Origin of the sequence: Algoriphagus aquatilis (assembly GCF_042657405.1) — a bacterium.
Classification (GTDB): Bacteria; Bacteroidota; Bacteroidia; order Cytophagales; family Cyclobacteriaceae; genus Algoriphagus; species Algoriphagus aquatilis.
This window is the reverse complement of the sequence record NZ_JBHSKS010000002.1, coordinates 349,153-371,744: the sequence shown is the minus strand read 5'-3', so window position 1 is coordinate 371,744 and position 22,592 is coordinate 349,153. Positions and strand designations below refer to the sequence as shown.

Sequence of the window (22,592 nt, the reverse complement as noted above, 5' to 3'; positions counted from 1 at the left end):
TTCAATAAGTTGTGAATATTTCTGTTGATCTGGAAAAATTTTCCAAAGAGAGCAAATCGGATTTTCCCTCAAACAAAAAACTTAAGGAGAAACTCAAAAAGACCAAGCCTAAAAATTTGGATGAAACCTTTCATAAGGTTCACGAGGAGGTTTTTTCTGAGATAGACTGTCTTGATTGCGCCAACTGCTGTAAGACTACGAGTCCGATTTTTATACAGACCGACATTGATCGATTGGCCAAAAATTTTCGCATGAAAAGCAGTCAGTTTATCGATGAATATTTACACCGGGATGAGGATGGGGACTATGTCCTTAACTCAGCTCCTTGTCCATTTTTAGGGGCTGATAATAAATGTCTGGTATATGAGGATCGTCCAAAAGCATGCCGCGAATATCCTCACACAGACCGAAAAAACATGTTAGGTATTTTGGATCTAAGTCTCAAAAACACGTTGGTCTGTCCGGCAGTTCTCAAAATTTTTTACGAGATCGGCAAAGATTATAGGAAGTGAAGCAATAGTTTTGCTTTTTTGGCAATCAAACCTAGAAAAATAACTATGAATTCATCGGAGACTCAGTTTCTCGGAGTAGATGTGGGGGGAACTCACTTAAAGATCGGATTAGTCGATAAGGAAGGCAAAATGCTTGACTTCCAGAAAGAAGATACAACCCAATACAGAGAGCATGCAGATGGCTTTGGACCGAATTTCGTCAAAGTGATCGGAAAGTATCTCGAAAAATATCCCTTGGTGTCCAAAGTTGGAATCGGACTTCCAGGCATGATTTCCAAAGACCGCATGACTCCATTGGAGATCCCGGCCATTCCTGATTTGAATAATTTTCCTCTTAAAGCAAGCCTAAAGGAGCGATATCCTCACCACGATTTTTATCTGGAAAATGACGCAGCTGCAGCAGCTATCGGTGAGTTTCATTATGGAAAAGGAGATGTATCGGACAATTTCCTTTTCATCACGATGGGTACAGGAATTGGAAGCGCTTTGGTGCTGGACGGACAGGTGTTTAAAGGCTCCAGAGGCAATGCCTTGGAAATGGGGCACATGCTTTCCCGAGGAAATGCCGGTTTGGAAACCTTGATAGGGAGAAATGGCATTTTAAGAATTATGGCCAATTTGGTGGCCGCATATCCAGAAAAGGCAGGGGAACTAGTAGGAAAAGAGCTCGGCACTCACTTGCTGGTGGACACTGCCAAGGCTGGAAATGAAGTTTCCCTGATGGTCTTTAAGGAAGTAGCTGAAATCATCAGCGAAGCTATCGTGTCCACTATTCGAATTCTCGATGTGACGGACGTCTATTTTGGTGGTGGAATTTCAGCAGGTTTGGAATTTATGATGCCTACCATCGAATACAACACAAGGAAATACCTCACACCATACTACGTGAAAGACCTGAAACTCAAAAAAGCCACCCTTGAAAACAATGCTGGTACCTTAGGTGCCGCTGCACTTTGCTTTATGGATTCAGGGTTGTAATCGTGACTTCAGATACTTTGCTTAATGCATTCATTCGAAAAAGAACTCTCAGGGGTTCTTTTTCGCTTTTTACCCCTTCGCAATCCGAGCTAGGTTCCAAAAAATAGAAGAAAAAGCTTTGACTTTTGTCTACCAATTCTACTCGGTCAGGACGTCCAAAGGTCTTGATCAAGGATTGATTGTCAGCACCCAGAAAGTTGTTCTTGATTTGCCGTAGCTCTTCCAAATCCTGCATTCTAAGTCCTTTGCATCCATATCGGTCAGCTTTCCAATTTTCCAGATTGATTTTTCCGGCATCGATCGGACCACTGCATGAGTAAAGTGTCAACAAGGTGAATATGAAAATGTAAGTTGATTTACGTAGCATAGGGATAGAATTCTGAAACAAAGATGGAGTGATTTTTTTGTGAAATTAAATTTAAGCGACCCCAATTCTGTTCATTTGAGATCGGATAGATTAGAAGGTTGATCTTCATGCATTTGGGTGAAAGAGTATTTTTCTCAGTCACCAAATGACTTTTTCTGAACCCACTGCCTGCCGCAAAGGTTTAACCAAATCGGTTATATTAGCACGTTCAATCACTCTATTCATGTACTACAGATTCGGCAAAGCCTTCTATTTCGTCAGTATTCTTGTTTTCATTTTCTTTCTTCTGTACTTCTATTCAGCTATGCCGGAGCAGGTCGGTATCAGTATGGATGAAAGTGGCGCCATCAACCGCGATTGGGAAAAAGGCGACTTCTTCTATGGTATGATTACCTTTTTTGTGATACTCAATGCAATCACCTTATATACTCCCAAATCTTTGGAGACCAAGGCCAACAAAAAGATGCATCGGATTTTTCCGATAGGTGATCCTTACCGAGATTATATTTTAGCCTGGTTTTATTCTTTTGGTGGCATCGTCAATTTGAGTTTGGGTATTCTTGCTTTGTATGTGCATGCCATCAACAATCAAGAGGAAATAGGTGCCACTTCTTACAACCTGTGGTTTTTCCTTATGCCTATCCTACTTGTTGTTTGGGTGGTGGCTCTATTTGTTTTACTTGTTGGTAAATTTAAAGCTGTTCAGCGCTCTTAAATCAGAATTATGGCAGAACCAGTAAAATATACCGAAGACAGTATTAAATCCCTGGATTGGCGCGAGCACATCCGTCTTAGACCTGGGATGTACATCGGAAAATTAGGCGATGGTAGTGCACAGGATGACGGAATTTATGTTTTGGTAAAAGAAATCCTGGACAATTCCATCGATGAACACATGATGGGACATGGACGAAACATCGATGTGAAGATTTCGGAGCATAAAGTAGAGGTAAGAGACTACGGTCGGGGCATTCCCTTGGGAAAGGTCATCGACTGTGTATCCAAGATCAATACCGGTGGAAAATATGATTCAGGAGCATTCCAAAAGTCTGTAGGGCTAAACGGTGTCGGTACAAAAGCGGTGAATGCACTATCCGACTTTTTCAAAGTCCAGTCTTTCCGAGACGGAGAAACCAAAATGGCTGAATTTGAAAAAGGTGTTTTGGTCAATGACCCGGCAGTAGAAAAAACATCCGAACGAAATGGAACACGAGTAACTTTTTCTCCAGATGCTTCTATCTTCAAAAACTACCACTTCATCCCTGAATACCTCGAAAATCAAATCTGGAACTATGCCTACCTCAATGCAGGCCTGACAATCAATTACAACGGGAAGAAGTATTTCTCTGACAAAGGGCTTTATGATCTTCTTTCCAACAAAGTAGATGAGGAAAGCATCCGCTATCCGATCATCCACCTCAAAGGAAATGACATAGAAGTGGCCTTGACCCACTCGGGTAGCTATGGAGAAGAATATTATTCCTTTGTCAATGGACAGTATACTACCCAAGGGGGAACCCACTTGGCGGCTTTCCGAGAGGCTATTGTTAAGACCATTCGAGAGTTTTATAAGAAGGATTACGATGCTTCGGATATCCGCCAGTCAGTAGTAGCAGCCATTGCGGTGAGGGTTCAGGAACCTGTTTTCGAATCACAAACCAAGACCAAACTAGGTTCCCAAAATATCGGGCCTGATGGACCTACGCTCAGGACTTTTGTCAACGACTTCATCAAAACCGAACTTGACAATTACTTACACAAAAATCCTGCTGCTGCTGATGCTCTTTTAAAACGCATCCTTCAGTCAGAAAGAGAACGAAAGGAAATCTCTGGCATTAAAAAGTTGGCAAATGAGCGGGCAAAGAAGGCTAACCTTCACAATAAGAAACTGAGAGATTGCCGGGTGCATTACGATGATCCTAAAGCCGATGAAGACATCAAGAACAAAACGATGCTCTTTATCACGGAAGGGGATTCAGCTTCGGGTTCGATTACCAAAAGCCGAGATGTTCAGACCCAGGCGGTCTTTTCTCTACGTGGAAAGCCACTCAACTGCTTTGGCATGACTAAAAAAGTGGTGTATGAAAATGAGGAATTCAACCTGCTTCAGCACGCCTTGAACATCGAAGACGGCATAGAAAATCTCCGTTTTCGAAAAATCGTCATTGCCACCGATGCTGACGTGGACGGCATGCACATCCGATTGCTGATTATGACCTACTTCCTTCAGTTTTTCCCGGATTTGGTAAAAAACGGGCACCTATTCATCCTGGATACCCCTCTTTTCCGGGTGAGAAACAAAAAGGAAACGATCTACTGCTACTCTGATGAAGAGCGTCAGCGAGCTATCCACAAGCTGGGCAGCAAGCCTGAGATCACCCGGTTCAAAGGATTGGGCGAGATTTCCCCTGAGGAGTTTGGCAAGTTTATCGGGGAGGACATTCGATTGGATCCTATTATTCTAAACAAAGACACTAAAATCTCCGATTTGCTGACTTTCTACATGGGGAAAAATACCCCTGACCGACAAAACTTCATCATCGACAACTTGAGGATTGAAAAAGACTTGGCACTCGATGATCCTAAAAAAGCAGAAGAGGAAGAAGAGATTGAGGCGGCTTGATTTTTACAGTTTGATTTAAAAATATTGGTTTGACTAAGTAAATGAGCGACGATACTAACCTGACTGAAGGCAAAGAAGAAAGCTTGCATGATTCCATCCCGGTGACGGGTATGTATAAAGACTGGTTTTTGGATTATGCTTCCTATGTAATCTTGGAGCGGGCGGTTCCGGCCATCGAAGATGGCTTAAAGCCTGTTCAGCGCAGAATCCTTCACGCGATGAAGGAGATGGATGATGGACGATTTAATAAAGTCGCTAACATCATCGGTCAGTCCATGCAATATCACCCTCACGGTGACGCTTCGATTGGTGATGCAATTGTGAACTTAGGTCAAAAAGACCTTCTCATCGAGACCCAGGGCAATTGGGGCGATGTGCGTACCGGTGACGGTGCAGCAGCGGCTCGATACATTGAAGCCCGGCTTTCCAAGTTTGCACTGGAAGTAGTCTTTAATCCTCAGACGACGGAGTGGCAGCTTTCCTATGATGGAAGAAAAAGAGAACCCGTTACATTGCCTGTTAAGTTTCCGCTTTTGCTTGCACAGGGTGTGGAAGGGATTGCGGTAGGTCTTTCTACCAAAATTCTTCCTCACAACTTCCGCGAACTCATAGAAGGCTCTATCGAAATCCTGAAAGGAAATAAGACCAATATTTTGCCTGATTTTCTAACTGGTGGTCTGGCTGATTTTTCTGATTACCAAGAAGGGCTGAGAGGTGGAAAAATCAAGGTAAGAGCCAGAATTGAGGAAGAAGATAGCAAAACTCTTTTGATCAAGGAGATACCTTACGGCACCACGACAGACTCCTTGATTGATTCGATCCTGAAAGCCAATGATAAAGGCAAAATCAAGATCAAAAAGGTGGTGGATAATACGGCCAAAGATGTAGAAATCCAGATCCAATTGGCACCTGGAGTTTCTCCGGATGTGACCATTGATGCCTTATATGCCTTTACGGATTGTGAGGTTTCCATTTCACCAAATGCCTGCGTAATCATCGAGGACAAGCCTGTATTTCTGACGGTCAATCAAATCCTGGAGTACAACACCAAGCAAACCAAAGAACTCCTTCGAAGGGAATTGGAGATCAGAAAAGGGGAGCTTTTGGAAAAATTGCTCTTTTCCTCTTTGGAGAAGATTTTCATCGAAAACCGAATCTACCGAGATATCGAGGAATGCACCACTTGGGAAGCTGTATTAGAAGCTATAGACAAAGGCCTTGATCCTTACAAACCGGACTTTTACAGAGAAATTACCCAGGAGGATTTAATTCGCCTGACAGAAATTAAAATCAAGCGAATCTCCAAGTTTGATGCCTTCAAGGCAGACGAACTGATGAAGCGTCTTCAGGAAGAGCTCAAAGAGGTGAATTACAACCTCAAGCATTTGACCGATTACGCGATTGCTTATTACCAGAATTTGTTGGATAAGTATGGCAAAGGCAGAGAGCGAAAAACTGAAATTCGAGCATTTGACACCATCCAAGCCGCGGTAGTGGCTGCAAACAATGCCAAACTCTATGTCAATCGAGTAGATGGATTTGTCGGATTTGGATTGAAGAAAGACGAGTTTGTATGCGACTGTTCGGATCTGGACGACATCATTGCCATTCGTAGGGATGGAAAAATGGTGGTCTCCAAAATCCAGGAAAAGCTCTTCATGGGGAAGGATATTTTGTTTGTAGGCGTATTCCGAAAGAATGATGAGCGAATGACCTATAACTTGATCTACTTGGATGGCACTTCGGGCCGATGCATGGTGAAGCGATTCCAGGTAGGAGGGATCACCCGGGATAAGGAATATGATTTGACCAAAGGTACCAAGGGGTCAAAGGTTCTTTATCTGACCGCAAATCCCAATGGTGAAGCTGAAACAATAACTGTGTACTTGACTCAGGGCGCAAAAGCGAGAGTTAAAGTCTTTGACTTTGACTTTGCTGAAATTGAGATCAAAGGAAGAGGTGCCGGAGGAAATATCCTGACCAAATATCCTGTCCGTAAAATCCAGTTTAAGATGGAAGGAAAGTCTACCCTTGGAGGATTGAATGTGTACTATGACCCTTCCGTAGGACGACTGAATACTGATCAGCGAGGAAGACTGATTGGGAATTTCTTGGGTGATGACAAGATTTTGGTTTGCTACAAAAATGGCGATTATGAGTTGACCAGCTTTGAACTCACCAATCGCTACGAATCCAGCGATGTACGGTTAATCCAAAAATTTGACCCGCAGAAAGTGCTTTCAGCAATCTACTTTGACGGAGCTACCAAGACGTACTTTGTGAAGCGATTCCTAATCGAGACGACCACTATCAATAAGAGATTCAACTTTATCTCAGACCACAAGCAGTCTTACCTCAAGTTGGTTACTACTGACAGTCAAGCTCAAGTGGTGGTGACCGTGACCAAAGGAAAAGAAGAAGAGCAAGTGGAGTATGATTTGGAAATGCTCATCGATGTCAAAGGTTGGAAAGCTATCGGAAACAAAGTCAGTGCCTATCCGGTCAAAGAAATCCAACTGATAGAATCCGAACCTACGAAAGCGGAAGAATCTGATGATGCAGATGAGGCTTCAACTGAATCCGATGATCAATTGGAGATTGGAACTACGATCGACCTCACGCCAAAGAAAGATGATGAAGAACAATTAGGGCTATTTTAATAGCCCTTCTTTTTGAATATGAGAGAGGAAAATACTTCCATCCATTTTGACCAAGGCCTTTTGGAGTATTTGGGCCAATACATCACGGAGCACAAAAAATCAGTGATGGAGCGGGTACTGAGTACGCGAACACGATTCCTTACCGTGGTATTGGAGGATATTTTTAAGCCTCACAATGCCAGTGCAGTGATCCGAACCTGCGATTGCTTTGGTCTGCAGGACATCCATGTGATCGAAAAGACCAATCAGTACAAAATCAATCCCTACGTGACTCGAGGCGCATCACAATGGGTGGATTTACACAAGCATTTTCAAGAGGATGGTTCATCCTCAGTGGATGCCTGTTTTGCTGAATTGAGGTCAAAAGGTTATAAAATCCTTGGCACAAGCCCGTCACCAACATCAATTTCAATCTATGACTTGCAACCTTCAGAAAAGCTGGCGCTTGTTTTCGGAAATGAACACGAAGGCATCAGCGAGGAAGTGAAGCAAAAGGCAGATGGTTTGGTTCACATCCCGATGTTTGGATTTACAGACAGCTTTAACATTTCTGTTTCTGCTTCGATTTTTCTACATGACCTGATCCAAAAAGCTGGAGCTTTTGCACATGCTGATTTTTACTTATCCGAGGATGAAAAAAACCAGCTTCGTATGAAATGGTACCGAGAAATTGTGAAGCATTCCGATATCCATGAAAAAGTATATTGGAAACATAAGTCTACCTAAATCAAATTTACCTTTTGAAAATGTCTGAAATTGGCTTTCGTTGAGGTTGGTTTTTGGCCTGTTTTGCTTTCTGGCGCTGTCGTTGCTTTTTCTTTTGTTCTTTGCTTTTCACCAAGACTGTGCGAACCGAAAGTCCAACTTGTCCCCGGTAAAATTCCTCTCTTCCGACTAAATTGATGTTGGGCTTATAATCAAGCGAAATCACGGCATTGGCAAGCGTCATTTCCACCCCTGCGATCAAGTCAACTCCCGTGGTTGCGTTTCCATAGGTATGGATGATTTCCTTGGTAGCTGGGTTCTTAACAAAGCTTTCCTCATTTCCAAAGGACAATCCTCCTCCATAATAGTAATTGAATCGCTTAGAAATGATTGGGTGATGCTTTTGTGCCAAAACAGATAGCGTGGTATTGCGGCTAAAGTCGGTCTGCAGGATTCCTTCTATGGTTACCCTTTCCATCACTCGTTGCTGTAGACTTAAACCTACGGTTCGGTTGATATCCGAATTTCCCAACCTAAGACCTAGTGCAGTACCATAGCGTTGGGCGTTTACTTGAATACCATTTAAAAGAAAACAAATAAAGAAAATAACCAGACTTTTTTGCATCGTGATGTTAGTTGGAAAAGCTGAATTTCAATTATCATTCCAGAATTAGAATCTGGCTGCCGAGGAAGTCAAACTTTTAGTAGTTTAGAATGACTTTCAGAACCTTTCACTCATGAAAAAAATACTCAAAATCACCTTTGTCACACTGACTGCCCTCTTGATAGGATTGATTGGCTTTGGAGCTTATCAATTTCGCGATCGCCATAGCGGGTACGATGTCAACCTAAATTTGAGCGCTGAAGCAGGCATCGTGAATGCAGGCTTTGCCAAAATAGATATAACTCCAAAGCAATTCGAAACATGGAGCGATGTGGACGGAGATTCAAGGTATAATCCCGAAAAAGGAGATACCTATGAAGACAGCAATGGTAACGGACAGTTTGATGCCATTTGGCTAGCGGGTTTTCATAATTCCAGGCCAGCACAATCGGTATTGGATCCACTTTGGGCCAGAGCCATGGTATTGGAATCAGGCGAACTCAAGATTGCATTGTGTGTGATTGATATGATCGGCTTTGGGAATGATGAAGTCATTGCAAGTAGAAAATTGATTCAGGAAAGTAATCCTGACTTGGATTATGTGATTATTGCTAGTACACACGTGCACTCCTCTCCTGATTTGATGGGCATGTGGGGACCATCTGACTATTCCAGAGGAGTGAATCCCGATTATCTCAATCAAGTATTGAAGGGTATCCAGCAGGCAGTGAGTGAAGCAGATGCTTCCAGAAGGCCTGCCAAATTCCGATTTGCCGAAGAAAAGGAAAAACTCAAGCCATTGGTAGGGGATACTCGACCTCCTCTGGTTTTTGATGCGTCTCTGAAACTCATGCAGGTTTTGGATGCCGAAAGCGGTCAGACACTTGGGACCCTTATGAACTGGGGAAATCATCCCGAGACGCTTTGGTCCCAAAATATCCAATTGAGTTCTGATTTTCCGGACCCTTGGAGGAACATGGTTGAAGAGGGTATACAAATAAATGACTCTGTAAAAATTGATGGAGTAGGAGGAGTGGCTATTTTTTTGAATGGAGCTGTAGGCGGATTGATGACCACCTTTCCGGATATGGTCGTGGAAGATCCTTTTACTTTGGAAAAAATCCAGAAGCAATCTCCTGAAAAAATCAAGGCTCAGGGAAAAGCTTTGGCAAAAGCAACCCTGGAAATTCTTCAGGACACCAGCTTGATTACTTACTCGAGTCTTAACCTTGGTCTGAGGGCTAAATCGATAGCCTTGCAAATGGATAATGGATTGTTTCAGTTGGCGGCTTTTTTAGGAATTTTTGATAGGGGATTTATTGGTTGGAAAAAAATCAGATCTGAGGTAGCTGCATGGACCCTTGGGCCTGCCTCGTTTGTCCATGTACCCGGTGAACTCTATCCAGAAATCCTTCATGGCGGGGTGGAATCACCTGATGGTGCAGATTTTGGACTCGAGCCAGTGGAAGTACCAGCTTTACAGACAAAAATTCCAGGGCAGTTTAAGTTTTTTGCGGGGATGTCCAATGACATGATCGGTTACATCGTGCCCAAAAGCCAATGGGATGTAAAGCCTCCTTTTACCTATGATTACAAGGACAGACCTTATGGCGAGATCAATTCTTTAGGGCCGGAAACAGCACCAAAAATTCACTCAGAGGTTTTACAGATTTTGAGCGAACTTGAAAGTGGAAAAAAGAAGTAAAAGCAGTTAGTCTAAAAGCAAAAATCCCCTCATTTCGAGGGGATTTTTTTATGCTTCGTGAATGACAATCTTTTCAATTTTATCACCTGCTCGAATGGCATCGATGACCTCCAAACCTTCCACTACCTTTCCAAAACAGGTATGGTTTCTGTCAAGGTGAGCCGTATTTGTTCTACTATGACAGATGAAGAATTGTGAACCTCCAGTATTTCTTCCCGCATGGGCCATGGAAAGCACACCTCTGTCATGGTATTGATTACCTCCATCGATTTCGCATTTGATTTTGTAACCAGGTCCTCCGGTTCCGTTTCCAATAGGACAACCTCCCTGGATGACAAAATTTGGAATTACCCTGTGAAAAGTTAATCCATCATAAAATCCTTTGTTGGCAAGATCTACGAAGTTTTGAACGGTGCCTGGGGCATCTTTCTCGTAAAACTCCACCTTCATGGTACCTTTTTCGGTAATAATTTCCGCTGTTTTCATATTCAATAAAATTCAGGCTTTGTTAATTTTCATTCTAATGCTGCGCAAAAATAGAAGTTGATCCGGTTTTTCTGAGACATTTAGTAGAAAAGGAAAAGAAATCTCTAATCTTAGGCCACTATAGGTGCCCCTTCTAAAATTTCCTTGGATGCAAAATTCTCATACTTACTAAAATTTGAGACAAACGCCTGCGCTAATTTCTTTGCCTGAATGTCATAGGCTTCAGGATCCGACCAAGTGTTCCTTGGACTAAGAATGTCTGCTGGCACATTTGGGCAAATCTTGGGAACTTGAAAACCAAAAATAGGATCAGTGTGCATGGGCGCAAAATCCAGTTTCCCTTCTAATGCAGCCGAAATCATCGCTCGGGTATAGGCAAGTTTCATTCTAGAACCTACTCCATAGGGACCGCCAGTCCATCCGGTATTGATCAGCCATACATTTACTTCGTTTTTCTCCATTTTTTCACCGAAAAGGCTAGCGTATACGGTAGGGTGAAGCGGTAGAAAAGCCGCCCCAAAACATGCTGAGAAAGTCAATTTGGGTTCAATAATTCCCATTTCTGTTCCTGCCACCTTTGCAGTATAGCCAGAAATGAAATGATACATGGCTTGACTTTTATTCAGTCTGGAGATGGGTGGAATCACACCAAACGCATCAGCCGTTAAAAAGAAAATGTTCTTGGGAGCACTTCCAATGGAGGGTTCGAGGGCATTAGCAATGTGATGAATAGGGTAGGCCGTCCTTGTATTTTCTGTTACTTCGGTATTGGCATAGTCAACCTCTCTAGTTCCGGGTATGAATCTGGTATTTTCTACAACGGCCCCAAACTTGATCGCGTCAAAAATCTCAGGCTCCTTTTCTCGGGTAAGATCCACCACTTTGGCATAACAACCCCCTTCAAAATTGAACACAGCATCCTCCGACCAGCCGTGTTCATCATCACCGATTAAATAACGGTTTGGATCTGCGGAAAGGGTGGTTTTTCCTGTCCCGGAAAGCCCGAAGAAAATAGCTGTGTCACCTTCTTTACCCACATTGGCGGAGCAGTGCATGGAAAGAACACCTTTTTGATGGGGTAAAATAAAATTCAATACAGAGAAAATACCCTTTTTCATCTCTCCGGTGTAGCCCGTACCACCTATTAAAATGATTCGTCTACTTAGGTTGATAATGGAAAAATTAGGGTTTTTCACCCCATCAACATCCGGATCTGCCTCAAAATCAGGAGCACAAATGATCGTAAAATCTTGTTTGAAATCAGACAATTCCTTTTCAGTAGGCCTTAGGAACATGTTGGAGCAAAATAGATTATGCCAAGCTAGAGTATTAATGACTTTAATATTTAGCCGGTAATCTTCATCAGCACCTGCAAAAACATCTCTTACAAAAAGATCTTTCGTTTCTAAGTGCTTTATCATTTTAGAAAGAAGGAGGTCAAATTCCCCTTCGGAAATGGGAATATTGATTTCTCCCCACCAAACAGCTGTTGAGGCAAGTTCATCTTTGACGATGTACCGATCTTTTGGAGATCTGCCGGTAAACTTGCCTGTATCTGCCATAAAGGCTCCCGTGGAAGTAAGGCATCCTTCCTTTCGAGCCAATGCCTGCTCAATGAGCTCAGCAGGGGAAAGGTTGAAAAAGATCTTTCGTTCTGATCGGGATTCAAGAAAAGAAAGAATAGAATTTTTGGGTTCCAGAACGGTGTTCTGCATACAGTGTTGGGTTTATATTCTGAAAATTGTCTGCTCAAAATTAAGCAAGTTTTCAAAATTAGAAATCAAAAAAGGTTTGTTTTTTAGCTTTTCAATCGATTTCGTAAAGAATACAGAAAATTATTTGGTAAGCTATTTTGAAAGTATTTTGTATCTAAAATTAGAAAAAAGGAAGCTGCCTAAGAAGTAAAAGGAGGGCTTTCAACTGTTTCATTTTTGCAATCGAGTGACAAAAAAGTTTATCATTGTAAAATAAATTAAACCCAAATTTTCACTCAATTGGAAAATAAAGCAACCTCAGAATTCAGCGGTCCTACCGCTTTTGGACACCCAAAGGGCTTGATGACCCTTTTCTTCACCGAAATGTGGGAACGATTCAGCTATTATGGAATGCGTGCCCTTTTGATTCTATTTATGACCAAAGCTATCGTGGACGGTGGTTTGGGATTTGATGATAAGACGGCCGGTGCTGTGTATGGACTTTATACCATGGGGGTTTACTTGTTAGCCTTGCCTGGGGGATGGTTAGCTGACCGTCTGTTTGGTTTGAAAAAGTCTGTATGGTATGGAGGAATCATCATCGCATTAGGACATTTTATGATGGCCTTGCCAGGCATTCAAACTTGGATTACCGGTGTTTCAGAAGTAAAGGAATCACTCAGCACGTTAGATACCACTTCCTTTTTCCTAGGACTTATTTTGATTGTTTTAGGGACAGGGTTACTTAAGCCTAATATCAGTTCCATTGTTGGTCAGCTCTATCCTGCAGGTAGTTCCAAGCGAGATGCCGGCTTTTCTATATTCTACATGGGTATCAATATCGGTGGATTTATTGCTCCGATTGCCTGTTCGACGGTAGCAGAGTACGATATGCACCTTGGTTTTGGTTTGGCAGGTCTGGGGATGGTTTTTGGGCTTATTCAGTACAAACTCACAGGCGGTGCCTTGGATGGTTATGGTGAGGCACCAGTGGTGGTGACAGAAATTGAAAAATCCGCTCAGAAGAAGCTTCGGTCCATTACTTCCTTGATTGGATTGATTGGGGCTGCTGTCATAGCCGTTTTGTTTACTGGGGTAATTCCAATTAATGCATCAGCTATTGCCGGAGCATCGGGTTCAGTCATTGCAGTAGTAGCCTTTGGTTATCTGGGGTATGTCATTGCTTTTGGAGGACTTAAGAAAGCTGATAAGAATAAAGTGGGTGTTATTGCGGTGTTGTTCATTTTTTCAGCCATGTTTTGGTCTGGTTTTGAACAGGCCGGTTCTACGCTAAATCTATTTGCAGAAAGATTCACTGATCGCACCATCTTAGGTTGGGATATTCCTACCGGTTATTTTCAATCGATCAATTCCTTGTTCATTATCATTTTCGCTCCGTTTTTTGCAGCCCTTTGGGTGTGGCTTGGAAGGAAAAACCTCGAACCAAGCTCACCGCTCAAATTCACTTTTGGATTATTGCTGTTGGGTCTAGGTTTTTTTGTCATGTATTTCGCTACTAAAATTGCGGCTTCTGGTGAGCTAGCTGCACCAAGCTGGTTGATCATCACCTATTTGCTCCACACCTTTGGAGAGTTGAGCTTGTCTCCTGTTGGGCTTTCCTTGGTAACCAAATTGGCGCCAAATGGCTACGGAGGTCAGATGATGGGCATCTGGTTCCTTTCTGTAGCACTAGGGAACCTATTTGCTGGATTGATTGCGGGAGAAGCGAGCGGGGGTTCGGAGGAAGGACTTGCGGCCATGCCTGATCAGTTTATGCTGATTGTCTATACCGTAATTGGATCAGCAGCGGTTTTATTCTTGCTGAAACCCATTCTTAGAAAAAAGATGGGAGAGGTACATTAATCCAACTAATAGAATATTCAAAACACCTGTTTGGTCTGTCAAGCAGGTGTTTTTTTTGCTCTTCCCATCAGGAAAAATTAGTTTTCATTCATTTTTAATGGATCAAAAACAATCAGGTGCTTTGATTGAGAATTGCTCACTTTTCTCATTTTAGGATACATTTCTTATGGTAAAGGAATTATATCTTTTCCGCTAAAGAAGTCTAGTCACCTAGTTTAAAATGTAGTCAATAATGAAACTATTTTCTGATTCAGGTAGAGCTTTTGTAGATGGCTGATTTGAAAAAAGCTAGGGTATTAATGTAAATCGAGATGCTGGATAACCATTTCCTAGATCTAGGTCTGGAATTCAAGTGCCGTTCAAAAATTAGATATTATTCATGAAATCAAATCCAATAAATAAAAAAGAGGCTGTTCATTTGAACAGCCTCTTTTGGTTAATGGGAAGAACTCGATCTTAGTTCAAGAACTCATCAAAGGTCAAGCTCACGAAGTACATGGTACCGACTGTTGGGTTACCCCAAGCTTGTCTGTAACCAGTGCTGTTGAATAGGTTTGTTCCGCCTACTTTTACGATGGATTTGAGCGACTTCAGTTTGTAGCTCATTTGAGCATCAAACGTACCGAATGCTGGCATCACAGAAAGCTGCTGTGAAGAAACTGCTGGAGCTACGAAAGAGGACTGCCAAGCAAATTCACCCTGCCATCTGTAAGAGACTGCAAAACCTAGGTTTTTGGCAATTTCTCTGTTTGCAAAGTTGATTACATATCGGTATTCAGGAGTGTTGAAAGAAGGCTGGAAACCTGTTTCAGCCAATTCATCCAAGTTGCTAAGTGTATTGTAAGATACGTTACCACCAATGGAGTAATTCTTTGGAAGCTTGTAATCAGCACCCAAAGCCCAACCCCAAGAGCGGATCACTTCAGTTCTATTGACCGGCATGGAGTACACATTTCGTGTATTTGCAGACAATAGATTCAAACCAAGAGCAGAAGCAGGATTCTGAGGATTGAAGTTTCTATCTTGAATCAATACTTGTCCACCAATAAAGTTTTGGAATTGGTTGAAGTAAACATAAGAGTCGATCAACAATCTGTTGGAGAACAATCCTTTGTAACCGATTTCGTAAGATTTAACCACTTCAGGACGGAAGGTAGTTGGTTGATAGGTGACCAATTTGTCTTTATTGGCAGCTGCAGCATTAGCAGGCACCAATTGAGCAGCAATTGGAGGAACCAATGAAGGAACCAATGCAGCGATTGCAGCAGGTGCATTTTGAGGTAAAATTTGTCCCGCCTGTACTTGTGCTGTTACGATTGCAGTAGCTTGCTGAATTGCCAACTGGGTGGCTTGTTGGATACTTGCCTGATAAACAGGAGAATTTGGCTGTGTAGCTGCCAAAACAGCACCACCAAACTGAGTCACAGTCGCCAGGGTATATACTGGATTTCCAGAGAAGTTATATCGGTCTCTGAACAAAGGCAAACCACCAATTAATCTTGCCTGAGGCGTTACCAAGTCAATGTATTGGTCTTGGGTAGTTGGGATTCGGAAACCTGTTTGGTAAGAAGCTCTGAAGTTGTGATTTCCAGCAGAGTATACACCTGAAACTCTCGGAGACCACTGTCCTTCAAAGTTTTCATTTTTGTCATAACGAACAGAGGCTGTCAATTTAAATTTGTCATTAAACAAGCGCTTGGAGCCTTGTGCATATCCACCATATTCTTTAATGGAGAATTCATCACCATTCTCATCAGTAGCGAATAAGGTCTTTTCTGAATTCAATTGGTAGATTCTGTAGTTGGCTCCAATTACGAAATCAGCCCATTTGATATCAGCAAACTGATAAGAACCTTCGAAATGATATAGGTTAGTTTTATCTACGAATTGCGCACCTACACCACTTGCATTTCCAGGGATTGGTCTAGAGGTAACTGCATTTTTGGCAGCTTCAAAAGCAGGAGTACCAGGAACCAAACGACCCTGATCTGCAAATGCCCTTGCTGCTCCGTGTGCAGTAGCATCATTAGCACCCTGTAACTTAGCCTGAGCAAAGGCTCCGACATACTGAGGGAACCAGGTGGTACTTGGCTTCCAAGCCTCGTTGATACCCTGAGCAGCGATACCTACTGCAAATGCATCACCAGAACGCTCTTGCGTGGTATAAGCTCTCAAAAACCAGTTGGTGCCTTTCAATTCAGCTTTGTACTGGCCCATGTTAAAATTGGCAATGGAATAACGGTCAGCTCCGGTATAAACCGTAGTACCAAAACCATAATTTCCTTGAAGAATAGCTTCTACTCTGTCAGTGATTCTCCAATGCAATGCAGCATTCAGTTTCAATGATTTGGTGCCATAATCAGCCAGATCAGATTCTCTGTAACCAGTACGAGAAACGAAAGTCTGAGGGATTACACCCAATGCTGCATTTGGAAGAGCTCCTGCTGCCACCATTTGCTGAGCGATGCTAAACATGTTGACATTGGTCTCATCCCCGTAAATATTCACACCATTGTATGCAGGGTTAGTTGCCAGAGATCCTGTTGCAATTGTAGAACCATTCAACAAAGACTGATCTCTGAAATCATTTGCCTGCCAGTCATCTGCTCTCAAATAGGACATGTTTACTTTGAAGGCAACTTTATCGCTAAATGCTTTAGCATATCTAGCGCTGAAATCATAGAAACCGGTACTTGGATTGGTTCTGCTGCTTTCGTTCATAATACCAGTTCTGACATTCGCAGAAAGACCCTGATATTGGAATGGATTCTTAGAAGTCATTAAGAGAATACCATTGATCGCGTTTGGACCATATAGGGCAGAAGATGCACCAGGAAGCAATTCAACGCTTTCTAGATCAAGCTCAGAAATACCCACAATGTTACCAACAGAGAAGTTTAGACCTGGAGCTTGGTTGTCCATACCATCAATCATCTGCACAGTTCGCACGTTACCGTTGGCATTAAAACCGCGGGTGTTAAACGATTTGAAAGTGAGTGACTGTGTGCTCATTTCTACACCTTTCATGTTGTTTAGAGCATCATAGAAACTTGCTTGAGGTACTTCTCTGATAGCGATAATGTCCATCTTTTCTACAGAGACAGGTGATTTCATGATGCTTTCTTCTACTCGAGAAGCTGAAATCACTACTTCCTGACCCATAATTGAAGATTCTGCCAATTCTACGGAGAGATTTGACATTCCACCAGTTACTTCCACTTCCTTGGAGTTAAAACCAACCATGGAAAATACCAAGGTAAAAGGTGGAGCTTGATTGACATTGAGAGTGAATTTTCCCGAAAGGTCAGTGATGGTTCCGATCACTTTTCCTTTTACGATGATATTTACCCCAACCAGTGTTTCCTTGGTTCCTGCATCAGTAACCGTACCGGAGATGGTGGTCTGGGCTATTGCCATGGTAGTTCCCAAGGAAACTAGCAGCGCAAATGACAACACTGAGCCCCAGATTTTTCTGGTAAAATTTTTCATAGGCTATTTTGTAAGATGTTTGGATGATTAATGAATCGGATATATTTCGACTCAATTATTCGAAATTTATGTTAAAAAGATAATTTTCTATGGCTTGTTTAGAAAAAATGTATGTCTTGCAAAATTTCAATAAGCGGCTCAATTTGGAAACTGAGAAGGTTTTTTGAGATAAATTAAAAAAAATCAAAATCTATTAGCGAAAGCTTAGTTAAGCTCACTTTTCCTTAATAATTCAACAAAAATTGTTTTGATCAATAATTTTTAAAAAACAAAAAGGCCCTAATGAATCTGGGCCTTTTTTAAGTCTAATTTCATTGAATCAAGAATTTTTCTTGTTCTCCTCATTTACATGCTTGACCATTCGATCGCAAAGATCTTTCATTTCTTCAGCCATATATTCGTCACCTGTACTATTCAAAATAGTCTGCGCCATGCCTCCGATAATATCTATGTAAAACCTTTTCATCTCGGCTACTGACATGTCTTCTGTCCAAAGATCAATCCTCAATGTAGAATGATTCAGGTTGTCCCAAACATTCAAACTTATACTTTTTGAAGACTCGAGGCCCTCTGCCTCTTTATCTGAAGCATCCCAGAGAATTGACTTAGGAAGGTTATTCGCATCCAGCTCTACCTGGAATTTGATTTCTGACTTTTTCATGGGTTAGAATTTTATCGGGAAACTGGTTTTCATCTTTTGAGGTTCCCTCATAGGTAATTAATCGAATTTCATTTCTGGTATTTCTCCATCAATCATCAGTTTACCCGCAGTTTTAGCTTGGATTTCTTCAACGCTGATTCCCGGCGCTCTTTCCTTAAGAATGAATCCGCCCTCGGGGGCAATTTCTAAAACCGCAAGGTCTGATACTATTTTTTTTACACATCGGATTCCGGTAATCGGTAAGCCGCAGGTAGGTAGAAGTTTTGATTGGCCATCCTTTGAACAATGCTGCATGGCCACAATAATATTTTTGGCTGAGGCTACCAGATCCATGGCACCACCCATTCCTTTGACCATTTTTCCCGGGATTTTCCAATTGGCAATGTCGCCGTTTTCTGAAACTTCCATGGCTCCCAAAATTGTCAAATGGACATGTCCACCTCTGATCATGGCAAAAGATTCAGCGGAGTTAAACAATGCCGATCCAGGCACCATCGTAATAGTTTGCTTGCCTGCATTGATCAAATCGGGATCGACTTGATCTTCGCTAGGGAAGGGGCCAATTCCCAAAAGTCCATTTTCAGACTGAAGAACTACGTCTAAGTCGGAGGGAATGTAATTGGCAACTAGGGTAGGGATGCCTATGCCTAGATTTATGTATTGCCCATTTTTCACCTCTTTGGCGATTCTTTGAGCGATTTGTTCTTTGGTTAGCATTTGGGTTGTTCTAAGTTTTAAGACAAAAGACCTAAGACATAAGAAAAAATGAGAACTCCAGTTATTTGGAAATGGTCCGCTGTTCGATTCGCTTTTCGTAATCTTTACCTTGGAAGATTCGCTGTACGTAAATTCCCGGTGTGTGAATCTGATTGGGATCCAGCTCCCCCGCAGGTACCAGTTCTTCCACTTCTGCAATGGTGATTTTGCCGGCTGCAGCCATCATAGGATTGAAATTCCTCGCTGTGCCACGAAAGATTAAGTTGCCAGCAGTATCGCCTTTCCACGCTTTTACCAAAGAAAAATCAGCCTGAAGCCATCTTTCCATCAAGTATAATTTACCTTCAAACTCCCTGATTTCCTTTCCATCGGCCACTTCTGTTCCCACACCTGCGGGAGTGAAAAAAGCAGGTATTCCAGCACCTCCGGCTCTTACCCTTTCTGCCAATGTGCCTTGAGGAATAAGTTCGACTTCTAATTCTCCACTGAGTAGTTGTCGCTCAAATTCCGCATTTTCACCCACATAACTTGAAATCATCTTTTTCACCATTCCCTTTTTCAAAAGGAGACCGATGCCAAAATCGTCCACTCCCGCGTTATTGGACACGATGGTTAACTCCTTGATTTCCCTCTCCAAAAGAGCAGAAATACAGTTTTCAGGAATTCCGCTCAATCCAAAGCCTCCCATCATCAGAAAGGCCCCACTTGGAATATCAGCCACAGCTTCCCGAGCGTCTTTGACAGTTTTCGTAATCATTGATTTGGGTTTATAGTATCGATTTGGCCAATTTTTGGTCTTGAACCAGTTGGTTTTTTAAGGCTTCCAGATTTTCGAATTTCCGCTCCTCTCGAATAAATTCTTTGAAGGAGACAGTTACTAGCTTGTTATATAAGTCACCTTGAAAATCAAATAGGTGGGCTTCCACGGTTTTTCTTGTACCGTCTACAGTTGGCCGATTTCCGATATTCAACATGGCTTTGTATAGGACACCTTCCACTTTTACCTCTACGGCATAAACGCCATCATGAGGGATAAGTTTGTAATCGTTTGGAATATGAATGTTGGCGGTGGGGAATCCAATGGATCGTCCGATTTGCTGACCTTTAACGACCAAACCGTTAAGCTCATAAAGCCGACCAAGGTAATTGGTGGCAGTTTTGATATCGCCACTCTCCAGTGCCTTTCGGATTTTGGTGCTTGACACCCCAATTTCATCTACATCCTGGCGGGAGATTTCTTCGAGTTCAAAGCCAAATTCCTGCCCATGGGATTTTAAGTATTCAAAACTTCCTTCCCGGTTTTTCCCAAATCTGTGATCGTATCCAATGACCAGCTTTTTGGTATGGATTTTTTCTACCAAAATCTTTCGAATAAACTCTTCTGAGGTCATTTGAGAAAATTCCTGGGTAAAGGGGATGGTAACCAAATGATCAATTCCAAATTGCCTCAGAAGGTTGGCTTTCTCTTCAAAAGTAGAAAGTAGTCTCAGGTGATGTTCGGTAGGGTAAAGTACCAATCTGGGATGTGGCCAAAAAGTAATCAGAACTGTCTCACCCTGAATCGAACGGGCCAGTTCTCGAATCCGCTGAATAATCTTTTGATGACCAAGATGTACACCATCAAACGTCCCTGAGGTAACCACCGCATTGGGTACGGGGAGAAAATCCTCCAATCCTTCATAGATTCTCATGGGGTCGATTTTTTAGTTCTTCAACCAAGGATTGCAATTCACTAGCGTCTTCCAGTTTATATGAACCGATACGGGTTCGGCAGAGTTTTTTGAGATAAGCTCCAACACCCAAGATTTCACCCATGTCTCGAGCTAAACTCCGAATGTAAGTGCCTTTGGAGCAGGAAATTCTAAAATCAATTTCATTCCTTTCAAATCGGGTGATTTCAAACTCACGAACTTCCACTGGCCTAGGTTCCATTTTCACTTCTTTCCCTGCTCTGGCAGATTCGTAAACCCGTTTTCCATCTACTTTGATGGCTGAGTGCATCGGGGGTATCTGCAGAATATTCCCTGTAAGTTTTGCTGCTGCTTCTTGGACTTGGCTGAGGGAGATCGAAGAAGGATCTGAAACCGGTATCACCGGCTTTTCCAGGTCGAATGATTCAGTGGTAGCACCGATAACAAAAGTTCCGGTGTATTCTTTCTCCTGACCCATGAAGGTCTCGATCTGCTTGGTCATTTTGCCTGCACATACGATCAGAAGACCAGTAGCCAATGGATCTAAAGTGCCCGCATGACCTACTTTCTTTATTTTAAGGGCGTTTCGCACTTTTTTGACCACATCAAATGAGGTCCATTCCAGAGGTTTATCGATAAGGAAAACTTCTCCGTAAGCTTCTTGCTGCATGTTTTGTGAGGTTGCTTTTCCAAGAAAAGCGATTGGAATCAGTTCTTCTCTGATTTTGCAAAAATGGCGTAAAACTCAAAAATAAAGCCTGCCAATGTCACAATGGGACCTATGGTCAATCCCAAAACTCCATTGCCATGGGGCTCACCGTCCATTCCGATCAAGATAAATCCAAGTACGATAAGCGCCATTCCGATCAGCATTAGTCGGTAGTTTTTCTTGGAAAAGGGAAAAGATGTATTGCTCATGGGTTAATAAAGTTCGTCCAAAGACATGTTTAAATATTTGTTCACAGCGCGCAAAGTACTCAATACAGACAGAATTCCACCGATCAGAATTAAGGCTCCAAAGAGAATTAACATTAATTCAAGGTTTTGAAGCATAGCAAATCCTTCAATATTGGCTTGGGTGTACTGGATCAATGCGTAAAGGATTCCTGATGCAATCAATCCTGCTAGCATTCCAAAAAAGAACGCTCTTACCAAGAATGGCTTTCGGATAAAACCTCTGGTAGCACCCACCAATTGCATGGATCGGATCAAAAAGCGTTGAGAGAAAAGTGCGATTCGAATGGTATTGTTGATCAACATGATCACTGTGATGATCAAAATGAGAATGAAACCTCCCATGACCAGACTGACTTTCAGCAGATTTTTGTTAATAGAATCGACCAAATCTGTCATGTAAGAGACTTCAAACACTCCTGGAATGTCCTGAAGTTCTTTGGCGATTACATCGATTTGCTCTGAGCTTTGGTATTCATCGGATACGGAAAATACAAAGCTGTCTCTCAACGGATTGTCTTCCAAAAACTTGGTAAAGTCTTCTCCTGTATTTTGCACGAAAGTGGCAGCAGCCTCTTCTTCTGAGATAAATCTAAGAGAAGAACTATCGGATTTGATCAGGACAAATGGCCTAGATGCAAGGTCTTTTTGGAGTGAAGCCAATTGATCTTCGGGGAGATTTTTATCCAAAAAAACCTGAATTTCAATATTTTCCCGGATCATCTTGGTCAAAGACTGAGCTTGAATCAAAATGATTCCAAATAAACCCACGATAAAAAGTGAAAGAGTGGTGCTGAATAGCACACTTCCAAATTTGAAATAGCCTAGTGTTTTTTTCTTTCGTGCAGGACTTGCCATGGATTACAAAATTCAATTCAAAATT

Annotated in this window: 20 protein-coding genes; 8 read left to right on the top strand and 12 right to left on the bottom strand. The window is 42.2% G+C overall.

Annotation, left to right across the window (positions count from 1 at the left end):
* Positions 1–17 precede the first annotated feature (17 nt).
* Positions 18–512, top strand: coding sequence for a YkgJ family cysteine cluster protein (locus ACFPIK_RS03935; protein WP_377912620.1), 495 nt, complete (start codon positions 18–20; stop codon positions 510–512).
* Between the two features lie 45 nt (positions 513–557).
* On the top strand, positions 558–1,490 hold the full coding sequence (locus ACFPIK_RS03930; protein ID WP_377912430.1) for an ROK family protein: 933 nt from the start codon (positions 558–560) through the stop codon (positions 1,488–1,490).
* Here ACFPIK_RS03930 and ACFPIK_RS03925 read toward each other — a convergent pair.
* Entirely contained in the window at positions 1,471–1,857 is a 387-nt protein-coding gene (locus ACFPIK_RS03925) for a hypothetical protein (RefSeq protein ID WP_377912428.1), read from the bottom strand. The two genes, ACFPIK_RS03930 and ACFPIK_RS03925, sit on opposite strands and share 20 nt — an antisense overlap.
* Before the next feature lie 223 nt (positions 1,858–2,080).
* Between ACFPIK_RS03925 and ACFPIK_RS03920 the strand changes: the two genes are divergently transcribed.
* From ACFPIK_RS03920 to ACFPIK_RS03905, 4 genes are read left to right on the top strand one after another with little or no spacing between them, the layout of a single operon-like run.
* The gene (locus tag ACFPIK_RS03920; RefSeq protein ID WP_377912426.1) at positions 2,081–2,572 is read left to right on the top strand and encodes a DNA topoisomerase IV; all 492 of its coding nucleotides are present in this window, start codon (positions 2,081–2,083) and stop codon (positions 2,570–2,572) included.
* A 9-nt stretch (positions 2,573–2,581) separates the two neighbouring features.
* The gene (locus ACFPIK_RS03915; protein WP_377912424.1) at positions 2,582–4,480 is read left to right on the top strand and encodes a DNA topoisomerase IV subunit B; all 1,899 of its coding nucleotides are present in this window, start codon (positions 2,582–2,584) and stop codon (positions 4,478–4,480) included.
* Between the two features lie 41 nt (positions 4,481–4,521).
* Complete coding sequence (locus tag ACFPIK_RS03910) at positions 4,522–7,140, top strand: DNA gyrase/topoisomerase IV subunit A (protein WP_377912422.1); 2,619 nt, start codon at positions 4,522–4,524, stop codon at positions 7,138–7,140.
* 18 nt (positions 7,141–7,158) lie between these two features.
* Positions 7,159–7,866 (top strand): TrmH family RNA methyltransferase, encoded by a 708-nt coding sequence (locus ACFPIK_RS03905; RefSeq protein ID WP_377912420.1) that lies wholly within the window; start codon positions 7,159–7,161, stop codon positions 7,864–7,866.
* A 7-nt stretch (positions 7,867–7,873) separates the two neighbouring features.
* Here the strand turns inward: ACFPIK_RS03905 and ACFPIK_RS03900 are convergent, their stop codons facing one another.
* Complete coding sequence (locus ACFPIK_RS03900; protein WP_377912418.1) at positions 7,874–8,470, bottom strand: hypothetical protein; 597 nt, start codon at positions 8,468–8,470, stop codon at positions 7,874–7,876.
* Positions 8,471–8,582: 112 nt separating this feature from the next.
* Between ACFPIK_RS03900 and ACFPIK_RS03895 the strand changes: the two genes are divergently transcribed.
* Positions 8,583–10,154 (top strand): hypothetical protein, encoded by a 1,572-nt coding sequence (locus ACFPIK_RS03895; RefSeq protein WP_377912416.1) that lies wholly within the window; start codon positions 8,583–8,585, stop codon positions 10,152–10,154.
* Positions 10,155–10,202: 48 nt separating this feature from the next.
* Here ACFPIK_RS03895 and ACFPIK_RS03890 read toward each other — a convergent pair whose 3' ends face one another.
* Complete coding sequence (locus tag ACFPIK_RS03890; RefSeq protein ID WP_377912414.1) at positions 10,203–10,640, bottom strand: peptidylprolyl isomerase; 438 nt, start codon at positions 10,638–10,640, stop codon at positions 10,203–10,205.
* Positions 10,641–10,750: 110 nt separating this feature from the next.
* Entirely contained in the window at positions 10,751–12,355 is a 1,605-nt protein-coding gene (gene pckA, locus ACFPIK_RS03885; protein WP_377912412.1) for a phosphoenolpyruvate carboxykinase (ATP), read from the bottom strand.
* Positions 12,356–12,697: 342 nt separating this feature from the next.
* Here pckA and ACFPIK_RS03880 point away from each other — a divergent pair, with 342 nt between their 5' ends.
* Positions 12,698–14,197, top strand: a complete 1,500-nt coding sequence (locus ACFPIK_RS03880; RefSeq protein ID WP_377912618.1) for a peptide MFS transporter — start codon at positions 12,698–12,700, stop codon at positions 14,195–14,197.
* 456 nt (positions 14,198–14,653) lie between these two features.
* On the opposite strand, the gene ACFPIK_RS03875 is transcribed toward ACFPIK_RS03880, so the two are convergent.
* The 8 genes from ACFPIK_RS03875 to ACFPIK_RS03840 form a co-directional block, all read right to left on the bottom strand.
* Positions 14,654–17,686 (bottom strand): carboxypeptidase-like regulatory domain-containing protein, encoded by a 3,033-nt coding sequence (locus ACFPIK_RS03875; protein WP_377912410.1) that lies wholly within the window; start codon positions 17,684–17,686, stop codon positions 14,654–14,656.
* A gap of 319 nt (positions 17,687–18,005) precedes the next feature.
* A complete protein-coding gene (gene gldC, locus ACFPIK_RS03870) occupies positions 18,006–18,347 on the bottom strand; it encodes a gliding motility protein GldC (RefSeq protein ID WP_377912408.1) in 342 nt (113 codons plus the stop codon).
* 57 nt (positions 18,348–18,404) lie between these two features.
* Entirely contained in the window at positions 18,405–19,064 is a 660-nt protein-coding gene (locus ACFPIK_RS03865) for a 3-oxoacid CoA-transferase subunit B (protein ID WP_377912406.1), read from the bottom strand.
* Positions 19,065–19,125: 61 nt separating this feature from the next.
* Complete coding sequence (locus tag ACFPIK_RS03860) at positions 19,126–19,821, bottom strand: CoA transferase subunit A (RefSeq protein ID WP_377912404.1); 696 nt, start codon at positions 19,819–19,821, stop codon at positions 19,126–19,128.
* 10 nt (positions 19,822–19,831) lie between these two features.
* Positions 19,832–20,755 carry a bifunctional riboflavin kinase/FAD synthetase gene (locus tag ACFPIK_RS03855; protein ID WP_377912402.1) on the bottom strand — a complete coding sequence of 308 codons (924 nt, stop codon included), beginning with the start codon at positions 20,753–20,755 and terminating at the stop codon, positions 19,832–19,834.
* On the bottom strand, positions 20,742–21,425 hold the full coding sequence (gene truB / locus ACFPIK_RS03850; protein ID WP_377912400.1) for a tRNA pseudouridine(55) synthase TruB: 684 nt from the start codon (positions 21,423–21,425) through the stop codon (positions 20,742–20,744). Before truB ends, ACFPIK_RS03855 begins: the two co-directional genes overlap by 14 nt.
* Before the next feature lie 38 nt (positions 21,426–21,463).
* A complete protein-coding gene (locus tag ACFPIK_RS03845) occupies positions 21,464–21,673 on the bottom strand; it encodes a DUF3098 domain-containing protein (RefSeq protein WP_377912398.1) in 210 nt (69 codons plus the stop codon).
* 3 nt (positions 21,674–21,676) lie between these two features.
* Positions 21,677–22,567 (bottom strand): cell division protein FtsX, encoded by an 891-nt coding sequence (locus tag ACFPIK_RS03840; RefSeq protein ID WP_377912396.1) that lies wholly within the window; start codon positions 22,565–22,567, stop codon positions 21,677–21,679.
* Between the last annotated feature and the right edge of the window lie 25 nt (positions 22,568–22,592).

What these genes read in the sequence shown, in the direction of transcription:
- ACFPIK_RS03845 (WP_377912398.1), bottom strand. Translation starts at nt 21,673, where the DNA reads ATGAGCAATACATCTTTTCCCTTTTCCAAGAAAAACTACCGACTAATG.
- ACFPIK_RS03855 (WP_377912402.1), bottom strand. Translation starts at nt 20,755, where the DNA reads ATGAGAATCTATGAAGGATTGGAGGATTTTCTCCCCGTACCCAATGCG.
- ACFPIK_RS03910 (WP_377912422.1), top strand. Translation starts at nt 4,522, where the DNA reads ATGAGCGACGATACTAACCTGACTGAAGGCAAAGAAGAAAGCTTGCAT.
- ACFPIK_RS03895 (WP_377912416.1), top strand. Translation starts at nt 8,583, where the DNA reads ATGAAAAAAATACTCAAAATCACCTTTGTCACACTGACTGCCCTCTTG.
- ACFPIK_RS03840 (WP_377912396.1), bottom strand. Translation starts at nt 22,567, where the DNA reads ATGGCAAGTCCTGCACGAAAGAAAAAAACACTAGGCTATTTCAAATTT.
- ACFPIK_RS03875 (WP_377912410.1), bottom strand. Translation starts at nt 17,686, where the DNA reads ATGAAAAATTTTACCAGAAAAATCTGGGGCTCAGTGTTGTCATTTGCG.
- truB (WP_377912400.1), bottom strand. Translation starts at nt 21,425, where the DNA reads ATGCAGCAAGAAGCTTACGGAGAAGTTTTCCTTATCGATAAACCTCTG.
- ACFPIK_RS03920 (WP_377912426.1), top strand. Translation starts at nt 2,081, where the DNA reads ATGTACTACAGATTCGGCAAAGCCTTCTATTTCGTCAGTATTCTTGTT.
- ACFPIK_RS03865 (WP_377912406.1), bottom strand. Translation starts at nt 19,064, where the DNA reads ATGCTAACCAAAGAACAAATCGCTCAAAGAATCGCCAAAGAGGTGAAA.
- ACFPIK_RS03905 (WP_377912420.1), top strand. Translation starts at nt 7,159, where the DNA reads ATGAGAGAGGAAAATACTTCCATCCATTTTGACCAAGGCCTTTTGGAG.
- ACFPIK_RS03860 (WP_377912404.1), bottom strand. Translation starts at nt 19,821, where the DNA reads ATGATTACGAAAACTGTCAAAGACGCTCGGGAAGCTGTGGCTGATATT.
- ACFPIK_RS03880 (WP_377912618.1), top strand. Translation starts at nt 12,698, where the DNA reads ATGACCCTTTTCTTCACCGAAATGTGGGAACGATTCAGCTATTATGGA.
- ACFPIK_RS03925 (WP_377912428.1), bottom strand. Translation starts at nt 1,857, where the DNA reads ATGCTACGTAAATCAACTTACATTTTCATATTCACCTTGTTGACACTT.
- pckA (WP_377912412.1), bottom strand. Translation starts at nt 12,355, where the DNA reads ATGCAGAACACCGTTCTGGAACCCAAAAATTCTATTCTTTCTTTTCTT.
- ACFPIK_RS03930 (WP_377912430.1), top strand. Translation starts at nt 558, where the DNA reads ATGAATTCATCGGAGACTCAGTTTCTCGGAGTAGATGTGGGGGGAACT.
- gldC (WP_377912408.1), bottom strand. Translation starts at nt 18,347, where the DNA reads ATGAAAAAGTCAGAAATCAAATTCCAGGTAGAGCTGGATGCGAATAAC.
- ACFPIK_RS03900 (WP_377912418.1), bottom strand. Translation starts at nt 8,470, where the DNA reads ATGCAAAAAAGTCTGGTTATTTTCTTTATTTGTTTTCTTTTAAATGGT.
- ACFPIK_RS03890 (WP_377912414.1), bottom strand. Translation starts at nt 10,640, where the DNA reads ATGAAAACAGCGGAAATTATTACCGAAAAAGGTACCATGAAGGTGGAG.
- ACFPIK_RS03915 (WP_377912424.1), top strand. Translation starts at nt 2,582, where the DNA reads ATGGCAGAACCAGTAAAATATACCGAAGACAGTATTAAATCCCTGGAT.